At 61.9% G+C, this 13,274-nt stretch carries 11 protein-coding genes and 1 riboswitch; of the genes, 4 read left to right on the top strand and 7 right to left on the bottom strand.

Annotated elements, in window-relative coordinates; all coding sequences use genetic code 11:
* Positions 1–69: 69 nt before the first annotated feature.
* Together B348_RS0108540 and B348_RS0108535 are read right to left on the bottom strand one after the other, a co-directional pair.
* The gene (locus B348_RS0108540) at positions 70–789 is read right to left on the bottom strand and encodes a 16S rRNA (uracil(1498)-N(3))-methyltransferase (protein ID WP_017735711.1); all 720 of its coding nucleotides are present in this window, start codon (positions 787–789) and stop codon (positions 70–72) included.
* A gap of 87 nt (positions 790–876) precedes the next feature.
* Complete coding sequence (locus B348_RS0108535) at positions 877–2,283, bottom strand: adenosylmethionine--8-amino-7-oxononanoate transaminase (protein ID WP_017735710.1); 1,407 nt, start codon at positions 2,281–2,283, stop codon at positions 877–879.
* A gap of 250 nt (positions 2,284–2,533) precedes the next feature.
* On the opposite strand from B348_RS0108535, the gene B348_RS0108530 reads away from it, so the two are divergent.
* Positions 2,534–3,085 carry a cytochrome b gene (locus B348_RS0108530; RefSeq protein WP_017735709.1) on the top strand — a complete coding sequence of 184 codons (552 nt, stop codon included), beginning with the start codon at positions 2,534–2,536 and terminating at the stop codon, positions 3,083–3,085.
* Positions 3,086–3,117: 32 nt separating this feature from the next.
* Positions 3,118–3,696 (top strand): YceI family protein, encoded by a 579-nt coding sequence (locus tag B348_RS0108525; protein WP_017735708.1) that lies wholly within the window; start codon positions 3,118–3,120, stop codon positions 3,694–3,696.
* Between the two features lie 250 nt (positions 3,697–3,946).
* Here the strand turns inward: B348_RS0108525 and B348_RS0108520 are convergent, their stop codons facing one another.
* The 5 genes from B348_RS0108520 to ahcY form a co-directional block, all read right to left on the bottom strand.
* Complete coding sequence (locus B348_RS0108520; protein WP_017735707.1) at positions 3,947–5,836, bottom strand: DEAD/DEAH box helicase; 1,890 nt, start codon at positions 5,834–5,836, stop codon at positions 3,947–3,949.
* Positions 5,837–6,057: 221 nt separating this feature from the next.
* A complete protein-coding gene (locus B348_RS0108515) occupies positions 6,058–6,849 on the bottom strand; it encodes an ABC transporter substrate-binding protein (RefSeq protein ID WP_017735706.1) in 792 nt (263 codons plus the stop codon).
* 63 nt (positions 6,850–6,912) lie between these two features.
* Positions 6,913–7,995: a hypothetical protein gene (locus tag B348_RS0108510; protein WP_017735705.1), complete on the bottom strand. Its 1,083-nt coding sequence runs from the start codon at positions 7,993–7,995 to the stop codon at positions 6,913–6,915.
* An 84-nt stretch (positions 7,996–8,079) separates the two neighbouring features.
* Complete coding sequence (gene metF / locus B348_RS0108505) at positions 8,080–8,925, bottom strand: methylenetetrahydrofolate reductase [NAD(P)H] (protein WP_017735704.1); 846 nt, start codon at positions 8,923–8,925, stop codon at positions 8,080–8,082.
* A 170-nt stretch (positions 8,926–9,095) separates the two neighbouring features.
* Positions 9,096–10,505, bottom strand: a complete 1,410-nt coding sequence (ahcY, locus tag B348_RS0108500; protein ID WP_017735703.1) for an adenosylhomocysteinase — start codon at positions 10,503–10,505, stop codon at positions 9,096–9,098.
* Between the two features lie 21 nt (positions 10,506–10,526).
* Positions 10,527–10,633, bottom strand: a riboswitch (S-adenosyl-L-homocysteine riboswitch).
* A gap of 198 nt (positions 10,634–10,831) precedes the next feature.
* Here ahcY and B348_RS0108490 point away from each other — a divergent pair.
* Together B348_RS0108490 and B348_RS0108485 are read left to right on the top strand one after the other, a co-directional pair.
* The gene (locus B348_RS0108490; protein ID WP_016977737.1) at positions 10,832–11,224 is read left to right on the top strand and encodes an acyl-CoA thioesterase; all 393 of its coding nucleotides are present in this window, start codon (positions 10,832–10,834) and stop codon (positions 11,222–11,224) included.
* A 99-nt stretch (positions 11,225–11,323) separates the two neighbouring features.
* Positions 11,324–13,234: a patatin-like phospholipase family protein gene (locus B348_RS0108485; protein WP_017735701.1), complete on the top strand. Its 1,911-nt coding sequence runs from the start codon at positions 11,324–11,326 to the stop codon at positions 13,232–13,234.
* Positions 13,235–13,274: the final 40 nt, after the last annotated feature.

Here is a 13,274-nt window from a genome sequence, read left to right as displayed (position 1 = left end):
TGCAAGCTGACACACCGCTATCGCAGGCAAGCCAGCTCCCACAGTTTTAATTGGGTTTGCACAGGGGCGTTAGAAGTCGCCCCAAAGTTGTTGAGCTACTGCCAGTGCAACGACGGGCGCAGTTTCAGTACGCAACACCCGCGGCCCAAGGCGCGCGGCGTGGTAACCGGCAGCTTGGGCAACCTCGACTTCGCCATCGGTCAACCCACCCTCGGGCCCGATCAAAAACGCCAGGCTTGCAGGCTTGGCATGGCTGACCATCGGCTCGGCCACCGGGTGCAGCACCAGCTTCAAATCCGCCTCGGTCTGCTTCAACCAATCCGCCAGCAGCAGCGGCGGGTGAATCACCGGCACCGTCGAACGCCCGCATTGCTCGCAGGCGCTGATCGCCACTTGGCGCCAGTGCAGCAGGCGTTTGTCGGCGCGTTCGTCCTTGAGGCGTACTTCACAGCGCTCGCTGAAAATCGGCGTGATCGCGTTGACGCCCAACTCGGTGGCTTTCTGAATCGCCCAATCCATCCGCTCGCCACGGGACAGGCCCTGGCCGAGGTGGATGTGCAGCGGGGATTCGGTCTGGCCGTCGAAGCGCTCGGTGAGTTGCACGGTGACGCGCTTTTTGCCGACTTCCAGCAGGCTGCCGAGGAACTCCTGGCCGGAGCCGTCGAACAGTTGCACGGCGTCGCCTTCGACCATGCGCAACACGCGGCTGATGTAGTGCGCCTGGGCTTCGGGCAACTCAACGTCACCGAGGCTCAGCGGGGTGTCGGTGAAAAAACGGGACAGTCTCATTTCTGTTCTCTGAAGTGTGCAGGGCGGACGCGGAGCGTCCAAGGCTGCATTCCCACGCGGAGCGTGGGAACGATCAAGGGTGGGGAATCAGCCCGGGTCGCGGAAATCTGGGTGGAAGTCCTTCGGCACCGCAACACTCACGCTGCTGTTGGTGGCGATGTCGATCCCTTCACTGGCCACCTCGGCGAGGAAGTCGATCTGCTCCGGCGTAATCACATACGGCGGCAGGAAGTACACCACGCTGCCCAGCGGCCGCAGCAGCGCGCCGCGTTCCAGGGCGTGTTCGAACACCTTCAGGCCACGGCGTTCCTGCCACGGGTAGGCGGTCTTGGTGGCTTTGTCCTGGACCATCTCGATGGCCAGCACCATGCCGGTCTGGCGCACTTCCGAGACGTGGGGGTGGTCCACCAGGTGCGCGGTGGCGCTGGCCATGCGCTGGGCCAGGGCCTTGTTGTTTTCGATGACGTTGTCTTCTTCGAAGATATCCAGCGTCGCCAACGCCGCCGCGCATGCCAGCGGGTTGCCGGTATAGCTGTGGGAATGCAGGAAGGCGCGCAGGGTCGGGTAGTCGTCGTAGAAGGCGTCGTACACGTCATCGGTGGTGACCACGGCCGCCAGCGGCAGGTAGCCGCCGGTCAGGGCCTTGGACAGGCACAGGAAGTCCGGGCGGATGCCGGCCTGTTCACAGGCGAACATGCTGCCGGTGCGGCCGAAGCCCACGGCGATTTCGTCGTGGATCAGGTGCACGCCGTAGCGGTCGCAGGCTTCGCGCAGCAGCTTGAGGTACACCGGGTGGTACATGCGCATGCCGCCCGCGCCCTGGATCAGCGGCTCGATGATCACCGCGGCGACGGTGGCGTGGTGCTCGGCCAGGGTCTGTTCCATCACCTGGGCCATCGCGCGCGAGTGGTCTTCCCAGCTCACGCCCTCGGGGCGCAGGTAGCAATCCGGGCTGGGCACCTTGATGGTGTCGAGCAGCAGCGCCTTGTAGGTTTCGGTAAACAGCGGCACGTCGCCCACCGACATCGCGGCGATGGTTTCGCCGTGGTAGCTGTTGGTCAGGGTGACGAAGCGCTTTTTGTTCGGCTGGCCACGGTTGAGCCAGTAGTGAAAGCTCATTTTCAGCGCGACTTCGATGCAGGACGAACCGTTATCGGCGTAGAAGCACCGGGTCAGGCCCTCGGGCGTCATCTTGACCAGGCGCTCGGACAGCTCGATCACTGGCTGGTGGCTGAAGCCGGCAAGGATCACATGCTCAAGCTGATCGACCTGATCCTTGATGCGCTGGTTGATGCGCGGGTTGGCATGGCCGAATACGTTGACCCACCAGGAACTGACGGCGTCGAGGTAGCGCTTGCCTTCGAAGTCTTCCAGCCACACGCCTTCGCCCCGTTTGATCGGGATCAGCGGCAGTTGCTGGTGGTCTTTCATCTGGGTGCAGGGATGCCACAGCACCGCGAGGTCGCGTTGCATCCACTGGTTGTTCAAGCCCATCGTTCATCTCCTCGAAGCCACAATCGCGCAAGCCTATGCAATGGGCGGCTGTGTCACAACCCATTACGGATGAATTGGCAGTAAACACAGGACGGTCTGTCACGTTTCTTCGGGATAGTCCTTAATCCGAGGTTAATTTAGGCTTCATACCCTCAAGATCGCATTTCTCGATATTTCAAAGCGAAATTTTCCGCTTTAATTCGATAGGTAACGCGCTAGTCTTGGGCGCAGCTCTTACGGGATTAAGTACATGCAGTTACGCAATTCACCGGCCCGCTACGGCTGGGTCAGCATGGTTTTGCACTGGGGCGTCGCCCTGGTGGTGTTTGGCTTGTTCGCATTGGGTTTGTGGATGGTCGGCCTCGACTACTACAGCGCCTGGCGCAAAGACGCGCCGGACCTGCACAAGAGCATTGGCATCACGCTGTTCGCCATCATGCTGGTGCGCATCGTCTGGCGCCTGGTCAGTCCGCCGCCGCCTCCGCTGGCCAGCTACAGCCGCATGACCCGCCTGGGTGCCGCGTTTGGCCACGGGTTCCTGTATCTCGGGCTGTTTGCCGTGATGATCGCCGGTTACCTGATTTCCACCGCAGACGGTGTCGGTATCCCGGTGTTTGGCCTGTTTGAGATTCCTGCCTTGGTTTCCGGGCTACCGGACCAGGCAGATACCGCGGGTGTGGTGCACTTGTACCTCGCCTGGGTATTGGTGGTCTTCGCCGGGTTGCACGGCGCGGCTGCCCTGAAACACCACTTCATTGATCGTGATGTGACCCTGACGCGAATGCTGGGGCGCAAAGCCTGATGTTCAACCTCGACTCACAAGGAATAGAAAGCATGTTGAAAAAGACTCTCGCCGCTCTGGCACTTGGTTCTGCGCTGTTGTCCGCAGGTTCGGCGATGGCCGCTGACTACAAGATCGACAAGGAAGGCCAGCACGCCTTCATCGATTGGAAAATCAGCCACCTGGGCTACAGCTTCATCCACGGTACTTTCAAGGACTGGGATGGCACATTCAGCTGGGATGCCACCAAGCCTGAAGCCAGCAAGATCGCCGTCGATGTGAAAACCGCCAGCCTGTGGTCCAACCACGCTGAGCGTGACAAGCACATCGCCAGCAAAGACTTCCTGGACGTTGCCAAGTTCGCCGACGCCAAGTTCGTGTCTACCGCGGTTAAATCCACCGGCGACAAGACGGCCGACGTGACTGGCGACCTGACTTTCCACGGCGTGACCAAGCCTGTGACCTTCAAGGCTACCTTCAACGGTGAAGGCAAGGATCCATGGGGCGGCGAACGTGCTGGCTTCAACGCCAAGACCACCGTCAACCTGAACGACTTCGGCATCAAGGGCCCAGGTCCTTCTTCGCAGACCGTTGACCTGGACATCTCGCTGGAAGGTGTGAAGCAGAAGTAATTTCTGTTTTTACACGGAAAAACCGGATCCTGAGGATCCGGTTTTTTTATGCCTGGAATGCAATCAATGTGGGAGCTGGCTTGTGTGGGAGCTGGCTTGCCTGCGATAGCATCACCCAGGTGCTACTGACACACCGAGGTGCCCGCATCGCAGGCAAGCCAGCTCCCACAGAAGAGCCTGTTCGTTTTTGTTGAGGCAAAAAAATGCCCCGCGTCGTGAGAGGCGGGGCATTTTTATGAGGCGTTGAAACTCAGCGGTTGCGAGTCAGCAGCGCTGGTTTCTCACCACGAGGGCGGCCTGGCAGTTGATCCAACTGCTCAGGTGTCGGGAAGCGATCAGCCTTCGACTCCTTGTGGATGATCTTTGGTGCCGGGCCACCGCGCGGGTTCTGCACCGCTGGCTCGGACGAACGCGGCTGGTCGTCACGGGCCGGGCGGCGGTTGTTGCTGCGCGAATCTTCGCGACGGGCCTGGCCGTCACGTGGCGCACCGCTGCGTGGGCCGCTGCGCTTGGCCGGTGGCGTACCGGTGGTGCCGCCGCTGCTGTTGCGCGGCGCGTTCTGACGACCGCCCTGCGGCTGGCCGCTACGTGGCGCACCGGCGCCTGCGCCCTGTGCCGGAGCACCTGGACGACGGCCACGGCCCTGGGCCGGTTTGGCCTGGGGCACGTAGTCTACGCGGTTGCCGAAGTTGTCCACGTCGTCGTCGAGGAACTCGTCCGGGGCGCGGTCAGCGGCGGCGCGTGGTGGCTGTTGGCTCGGCTGGCGCTGTTCGCGGGCCGGGGTGCCTTCACGGGGCTTCTGTTCGCGGGCTGGGCGTTCGCCACGGCCATTGGTGGGCGCTTTGTCTTTGCCGCCCTTGTCCTTGCCCTTGTCGCGACGGCCACCGCCACCACCGCCGCCGTTCGGGCCATCGCCCTTCGGACCGCGTGGGTTGCGTGGGTTACGCACGTCCGGACGCTCGCGCACTTCTGGCTTTTCGGCCTCTACGGCGCTGGCATCGAAGCCCATCAGGTCGCCGTCGGCGATTTTCTGCTTGGTCATGCGTTCGATGCTTTTCAGCAGTTTCTCTTCGTCCGGCGCAACCAGCGAGATGGCCTCGCCCGAACGACCGGCACGGCCGGTACGGCCGATACGGTGCACGTAGTCTTCATCAACGTTTGGCAGCTCGAAGTTGACCACGTGTGGCAGCTGGTCGATATCCAGGCCGCGGGCGGCGATATCGGTGGCCACCAGGATGCGCACGCTGCCGGCCTTGAAGTCGGCCAGGGCTTTGGTGCGCGCGTTCTGGCTCTTGTTGCCGTGGATGGCGACGGCGGTGAGGCCGTGCTTGTCCAGGTACTCGGCCAGGCGGTTGGCGCCGTGCTTGGTACGGGTGAAGACCAGCACCTGTTCCCACGCGCCGGCGGTGATCAGGTGGGCCAGCAGCGCACGCTTGTGGCTGGCAGGCAGGCGGAACACGCGTTGCTCGATCCGCTCGACCGTGGTGTTCGGCGGCGTGACTTCGATGCGTTCCGGGTTGTGCAGCAGCTTGCCGGCCAGGGCGGTGATGTCGTTGGAGAACGTGGCCGAGAACAGCAGGTTCTGGCGTTTGGCCGGCAGGCGCGCGAGGACCTTTTTCACGTCATGGACAAAGCCCATGTCGAGCATGCGGTCGGCTTCGTCCAGCACGAGGATTTCCACGTGGGACAGGTCGACGCTGCCTTGGCCGCACAGGTCGAGCAAACGACCCGGGCAGGCAACCAGTACGTCTACGCCACGGGACATGGCCTGAACCTGTGGGTTCATGCCGACGCCGCCGAAGATGCAGGCACTGACGAACTTCAAGTCGCGGGCATACAGCTTGAAGCTGTCGTGCACCTGGGCGGCGAGTTCGCGGGTGGGGGTCAGGACCAGTACGCGCGGTTGGCGCGGGCCGTGACGCTGGGATTTGTCCGGGTGACCATTGGGAAACAACCGCTCCAGAATCGGGAGGGCGAAGCCGCCGGTTTTACCAGTACCTGTCTGAGCCGCAACCATCAGGTCGCGACCTTGCAACACGGCGGGAATGGCCCGCTGTTGCACCGGAGTAGGCTCGGTATAGCCCGCTGCCTCGATGGCGCGGACTAAAGCCTCGGAGAGACCGAGGGAAGCAAAGGACATGAGTAATCCTGTTTTAGTTAGGGCTTGGCCCAAAGGGATAATCTTGCCGGGCGTGAATGACGCTTAGGGGAGCGTTATCCCGTCCGGTCCTGCTGCGTCTGGCGGGCACTCCACCGGCTCGCGCGGGCTGAAAGCTGCGCTGTAGCGGGGTTGGGTGCCTTTTTCAAGACCTCAGCGGCCGGGCGTAAGCCTGGCGGAAAGGCCGGAGTATAACAGAGCAATCACGGCGCGCTGCTTTCCTGCTGCTCAACGGCGTGTTCAGAGGCCGTAATGGCTTGGAATCCACCGTATTTGGCGCTCAGGGCGATGTATGCGGGCTCCTGCTTGAAACGCTTGAGTTCGGCGGCGAAGCGCTGCACCAGCAGGTCCATGCCGGCGCCACGGCGCACCGCGAGGAATTGCTGCTGGCGGCTGACCACCACCGGCGCCTGGCTGACCTTGCCCTCCAGGCCCAACGCCTTGATCACATGCTGGCCGACGCGTCGGTCGGTGATCACCAGATCGATGCGCCCCAGCAGCAATTTGCCGAAGTTGGCTTCATGGCTGGGGGCCGGCTCGCGGTTGAACAAGCTGGACTCGCTGAATGCACCGCCATACAGGTAGCCCGGCGAAGTGCCGACGGTGAGGCCGCGCAGGTCGTCGAGGCTGTTGGCGGGATGAGGATGCTCGTTGGCGTAGAACAGCACGAACTCGACTTCCGACAGCGGTTCGCTGGGGTAGAGCAACTGCGTGTCGCGCTCGTGGCTGTGGAAAATATCCAGCGCGCCGTCAGCGTGGCCTTGGTCGAGCATCGCCAGGCAGCGCTTCCAGGGCAGGAACTGCCAGTCGACATCGACCCCCAGGCGTTGGAACACGATCACCGTGGTTTCGTAGTCCAGCCCGCGCATGCTGCCCTGGTCATCGTAGACATAGGGCGCCCAGGGCTCGGTGACAATGCGCAGTTTCTCGCCATAAGCCGCCAGGCTCAGGCAAGTGAAAAGGGCAGCGGTCGCAAGCTTCAGGATGACGGGCATGCCCTGAGGTTACGACGCTGGGGCCCTAAAGAAAAGCTCTGGCACGAGCATCTGCGGCCCGCGCTATTTTGTCGGCGAGGTCATCAGGTGTTCGTAGATCGCCGCGCGGCGCTCGCCCAGAATCAGGCGCACCAAGGGGTTGGCGAACCAGTGCTCCAGTTGATGGGCATCCACCGGGCACTTCTGCCGCTCGGCCTGGTTTTGCTTGGCCTTGTCCCACCAAACCGGGCCGCACGCCTGGTCGAACTCGTTTTCGTGCTCGTAGCAGCCGTAGAGGATTTCGCGGATGAACTGCTGCTTGCGCTTGGGCAGGGCCAGGGTGATCAGCTTGTACATCAGGCGTTGCAGGCGCGGTGGACGCGGCAGGTGCGCGGAGACCTTGCGCGTGTCGGCCAGGGCGTGGGCGCAGGTCGGGGCGGCGCCATGCTTGGCGATCCACGCCTTGACCTTGGCGCGAAACAGCTGCTTGCGGCTCCAGTAGTGGTGGATCAGGTCCGGGCACTGGCGTACGTTGACGGTGCGGTAGGCGACCACCGACAGGCAGAACTCTTCCAGGGTGTAGGCGCCCTGAGCCAGGGGGAACAATTCGTCCATCAGTTCGATGGAGCGGTCCAGCAAATGCGCGTCCTGCTGCGCCAGGCCCATCACGCCGGAGTTGAGCAGCGGCATGTCGTCATCGGCCAGGCCCTTGTCGGCCAGAATTTTGGCCAGGGCGCTGTACAGCACGCTTTCGCGGTTATCGCCGTACTTGGCGTGGAAGGCGTTGCACAGCACCGTGCCGGGCGCGACGCGTTCGAACAGGGCCATGGGCGAGTCGTGGAAAAACGTGTCGGTGTCGATCAGCAGCGCACGTTCCGAAGTTTCGAGGACCTGGCGCAACAGCACGTGCTTGGTGCGGAAATGGTAGCCGTGGGGCTCGCTCCAGCGTTGGCGGGTGGCGTCGTCCAGGGTGTGGACGTGCACCGGCAGGTCGCGATAGGGCGCCGGGTTGTCGCTGAACACCTGGATGTCCAGTGGCATGTCCTGGGGGCCGCCCAGGTGGGACAGGGCACTGGCGATGCTGAATACCGCTTCCTGATGGTAGGTCTCGGCGCCGAATACCAGGTAAACCAGCTGCGGGCGGGGAGTCGGGGATGCTGTATTCATGTACTGCTGGCTTCCATTCCGGGAGTATTAAAACGACAAAGGCCCTCGCGTTGACGAGGGCCCGGGTGCAACTGCGAACAGACCTTAGCGGGGCAGCTTGAGGTTGTTCCAGATTGCCAGGCTAGGATCGGCCTGGTTGAGGGTATAGAAGTGCAGGCCGGGCGCGCCACCTTGCAACAAACGTTCACACATTTCGCTGATGACCTGCTCGCCGAACGCCTGGATGCTTTTGACGTCGTCGCCGTAGGCTTCCAGTTGTTTGCGCACCCAGCGTGGGATCTCGGCGCCGCAGGCGTCGGAGAAGCGCGCGAGCTTGCTGTAGTTGGTGATCGGCATGATGCCCGGCACGATCGGGATGTTCACACCCATGGCCCGTACACGCTCGACGAAGTAGAAGTAGCTGTCGGCGTTGAAGAAGTACTGGGTGATCGCGCTGTCGGCGCCGGCGTTGGCCTTGCGCACGAAGTTCTGCAAATCGTCTTCGAAGTTGCGTGCCTGGGGGTGCATCTCCGGGTAGGCCGCCACTTCGATATGGAAGTGGTCGCCGCTTTCTTCGCGGATGAAGTTCACCAGGTCATTGGCGTAGCGCAGCTCGCCGCTGGCGATGCCCATGCCGGACGGCAGGTCACCGCGCAGGGCGACGATGCGCTTGATGCCGGCAGCCTTGTATTGGGTCAGCAGGCCGCGCAGGTCGGCCTTGCTGTCGCCCACGCACGACAAGTGCGGAGCGGCGGGAACTTTGACTTCGCTTTCCAGCTGCAACACGGTGTTGATCGTGCGGTCACGGGTCGAGCCGCCGGCGCCGTAGGTGCAGGAAAAGAAGTCGGGGTTGTAGCTGGCCAACTGCTTGGCAGTCGCCATCAGTTTTTCATGCCCAGCATCGGTCTTGGTCGGGAAGAACTCGAAGCTGTAGCGACGGTCTTGGGACATGGTCGTATCCTTGGAAACTCAAAAAACCGGAAGGTGTTCACCGTCAATGTGGGAGCGGGCTTGCCCGCGATTTCAGTGGGTCAGTCGATACATTCTTCAACTGACCCACCGCCATCGCGGGCAAGCCCGCTCCCACACAAGCCCGCTCCGACAAGGAGAGAGCGGGTTACTTAGTAGCGGTAAGCGTGCGGCTTGAACGGACCTTCAACGGTCACGCCGATGTAGTCGGCCTGGGTCTTGGTCAGTTGAGTCACCACGCCGCCGAAGCCGCGGACCATTTCCAGGGCCACTTCTTCGTCGAGTTTCTTCGGCAGTACTTCCACGGTCAGGCGCTCGGCTTTCTGGGCCGGCGACAGGTCGGCGTATTTCTGGCCGAACAGGAAGATCTGCGCCAGTACCTGGTTGGCGAACGAGCCGTCCATGATGCGGCTAGGGTGGCCAGTGGCGTTGCCCAGGTTAACCAGGCGGCCTTCGGCCAGCAGGATCAGGTAGTCGTCGTTCTGTGGGTCGAAATCGCCCGCACCGGTACGGTGAACCTTGTGTACCTGTGGCTTCACTTCTTCCCATGCCCAGTTCTTGCGCATGAAAGCGGTGTCGATCTCGTTGTCGAAGTGGCCGATGTTGCAGACAACAGCGCGCTTCTTCAGGGCTTTGAGCATGTTTGCGTCGCAAACATTGACGTTGCCGGTGGTGGTCACGATCAGGTCGATCTTGCCCAGCAGGGCCTTGTCGATGCTCGCTTCGGTGCCGTCGTTCTGGCCGTCGATGAACGGCGAAACCACTTCGAAACCGTCCATGCAGGCTTGCATGGCGCAGATCGGGTCAACTTCGGAAACCTTGACGATCATGCCTTCCTGACGCAGGGACTGGGACGAACCCTTGCCCACGTCACCGTAGCCGATCACCAGGGCTTGCTTGCCCGACAGCAGGTGGTCGGTGCCGCGCTTGATGGCGTCGTTCAGGCTGTGACGGCAGCCGTACTTGTTGTCGTTCTTGCTCTTGGTCACCGAGTCGTTGACGTTGATGGCCGGGATTTTCAGCTCGCCCTTGGCCAGCATGTCCAGCAGGCGGTGTACGCCGGTGGTGGTTTCTTCGGTCACGCCGTGGACGCGGTCGAGGATCGCCGGGTATTTCTTGTGCAGCAGCTCGGTCAGGTCGCCGCCGTCGTCGAGGATCATGTTGGCATCCCAAGGCGCGCCATCCTTGAGGATGGTTTGCTCCAGGCACCACTCGTACTCTTCTTCGGTCTCGCCTTTCCAGGCGTAAACCGCGATACCGGCAGCGGCGATGGCAGCAGCGGCCTGGTCTTGGGTCGAGAAGATGTTGCAGGACGACCAACGCACTTCGGCACCCAGGGCAACCAGGGTTTCGATCAGCACGGCAGTCTGGATGGTCATGTGGATGCAGCCGAGGATCTTCGCGCCCTTGAGCGGTTGCTCGCCGGCATATTTGCGACGCAGACCCATCAGGGCTGGCATTTCGGATTCGGCGATAAAGGTTTCGCGACGGCCCCAGGCAGCGAGGGACATGTCGGCGACTTTGTAGTCGGTGAAATCTGCAGGCGTGTTGACAGCGCTCATAGAGAGCCTCCATTCGTAGTGTGCGAATGGGCGCCGTTGTGCGTTTAGTATCTGGCCAGGTGATAACAGCCGGACAACGCCCCATCCGAGCCTGACAGGTTGAACCTGCTGCAGCGCCCCTCGGACAGGTGGCGGGAAAACGGTAACAATTTGATATGACCGTTTTGAAACGGCGCCGATTATAGCCGTGTGCGCCAGACTTCCCAAGCCTTTCTGTCGGACACATGAAGATCCCTCATGGGCGTGATAGGCAATGCCTCATAGAGCTCTGGCGCGGCCTCTGCCATGATGTCGCCCATCATTCGGCAAGACGCTTTGGAGTGACCATGAACTTCCACACCCGCAAATGGGTAAAACCCGAAGACCTCAACCCCAACGGCACCCTGTTCGGCGGCAGCCTGCTGCGCTGGATCGACGAAGAAGCGGCGATCTACGCGATCGTCCAACTGGGCAACCAGCGCGTGGTGACCAAGTACATCTCCGAAATCAACTTCGTCAGCGCCTCGCGCCAGGGCGACATCATCGAACTGGGCATCACCGCCACCGAGTTCGGCCGCACCTCCATCACCCTGACCTGTGAAGTGCGCAACAAGATCACACGCAAAAGCATCCTCACCGTGGAAAAAATGGTCTTCGTCAACCTCGGCGAAGACGGCCTGCCGGCGCCCCACGGTCGCACTGAAATCAAGTACGTGAAGGACCAGTTTCAGGACGAGTAACCCCGCGACGGTCTGATTTGCTTTACCAGACTATTCCGCGTGGATCTTTCCCAGGCTCTCTCATCACTCAGGACTACATCCTGAAGCGAGAGCCTGTGTATGAAAGTCACCAGTTCCCCTGTACAGATCCAGCCCCCGTCGCCTCCAGCCATCGACCAGGACGTGAAGACGCCTCTGGTCAAAGACGTGGGCCCCCGCAAACTGAGCCTCCATCGCCATGACGATGGGCGAGTGGATGTAGAGGTGTCACCGCCACCACCCAGCCACCTGGTGCTCAGCGGCGGCGGCGCCAAGGGCATCGCCTTTCCGGGGATGGTGCAGGCGCTGGAAGATGGCAGGAAACTGCAAGGAGTGAAGGTGATTTCCGGCTCCTCTGCCGGCGCGATTTCCGCCACCTTGCTTGCCAGTGGCATGAACGCCAAGACGTTCGGCGAGCTGTCGAACGGCCTCGACCTGCCCAGCCTGCTCAATAGCAAAGACCCGGTGACGGCCTGGCTGCAAAGCATCAGCTCCAAACTCGGCAAGCTCGCCGGGCGTTTGCCTGGGCCTGCCGGCAATATTTCCCAGCTGTTGCTGACCCTGCTGCCGCGCTTGCAAACCGAGGCTTCTCCCCTGGAAGAGATGATGCGCAACGAGTCGCGCAAGTCGATCCTCGCCCACATCGCCGAGACGCCCAGGGACACCCGGGCTGGCGAAGTGATGAAGATTGCCGACAGGCTGAGTGCCGGTGGCGCGCCGACCTTTCGTGACCTTGAGGTGTTGAGCCGCCATATTCCGGCGATCAAGCAACTGAATATCACCGGCACCGGCATGTTCGATGGCCGCCCGCAATTGGTGGTGTTCAACGCCGGCCTGACGCCGGACATGGATATCGCCCGCGCCGCACGTATTTCAGGCTCGCTGCCGGGGTTGTTCAAGAGCCCGCAAGAACAAGGCCATGGGTTTCAGGAAGTGGCAGAAGCCACGGCTTTCCAGGACGGTGGACTGCTCGCCAATACGCCCGCGCCCGGCGTAGTCGGGTCATCGCAGCCGCAAGGCCCGTTGAGCCAGCCTGAGTCGTTGGTCGTCAAGTTCGAGTCCGACGAGACCGCACCGGTAAAAAGCGGCGGATTTATCAGCAATATCATCGATAAGGTGACCGGCACGCCACACGCGGCTGCCGGGGCTTATCAAGCAGAGCGACTCAAGGCCTATGCCGACCAGACGGTGACCTTGCCGCTGAACACGGACAAAGGCGACTTTCGCGGCATGTTCAACGGCACCGTCAACTTCACCATGACCCCCGAGCAGAAAAAACACCTGCAGGCAAAGGCCCATCAGGCGGTGACGGCTCATCTGGGCGCACGGGAAACGGCGCGCGAACGTCATACGTTCGCGTCAATGGAGAGCGCGGTACTAGCGATGGATGACACCCTGCTGGCTGGCGTGCAGGAACAGCTGAAAAAAGACCCGGCCGCTGCGGATGCACTGACGTTTCGAAAGACTGCGCAGCAAGCCTTGCAAGCCTTGAACAGTGCCGTCAGTGAGGCCAATCGGGTCAGCGACGTCTTGACGATCACCCCGAAGATCGCCGCAGCGCTGCGCAATCTGGATGCGCTGGCCCGTCGACCTGAGCACGTCGAGTGGCTGGGGGGGCGCTTGAATGCGGCAGGGCAGCACAATTTCCAACAACTGTTGCAGGTGGCGGCCAAGCGGGGCGCGACTTCACCCTTGTCCAAGGTGATGACCCGTGCTGTCGCCGAAATGAAGAGACGCGACATCGCGGTGAAAGCCGAGAACTTCACGCGTGAGGTCATCTACCCGTCGCTTTTCCGCCCGGGCCAGCCGGCGTCCAACGTTGAACTGTTGCACCGGGTCGCCCTCAAGCTGGCCAATGCCACCACGCCAGGTGAGTTCAACGCCGCGCTTGAAGACATTGTTCAAAACTATAAGGCGCGTAATAAACCGTGGAGCAAACCGATCAGTTCCACCACCGTGGAAATGGCCAAGGCCTGGCGTATTCCGCTTTAAATGAACAGCTACCGTCACGGCGTGTCGTAGCTACAGGCAC

The sequence above is a fragment of the Pseudomonas sp. CBZ-4 genome, from assembly GCF_000346755.1.
GTDB lineage: Bacteria > Pseudomonadota > Gammaproteobacteria > Pseudomonadales > Pseudomonadaceae > Aquipseudomonas.
This window is presented reverse-complemented; position numbering and strand designations above follow the sequence as displayed.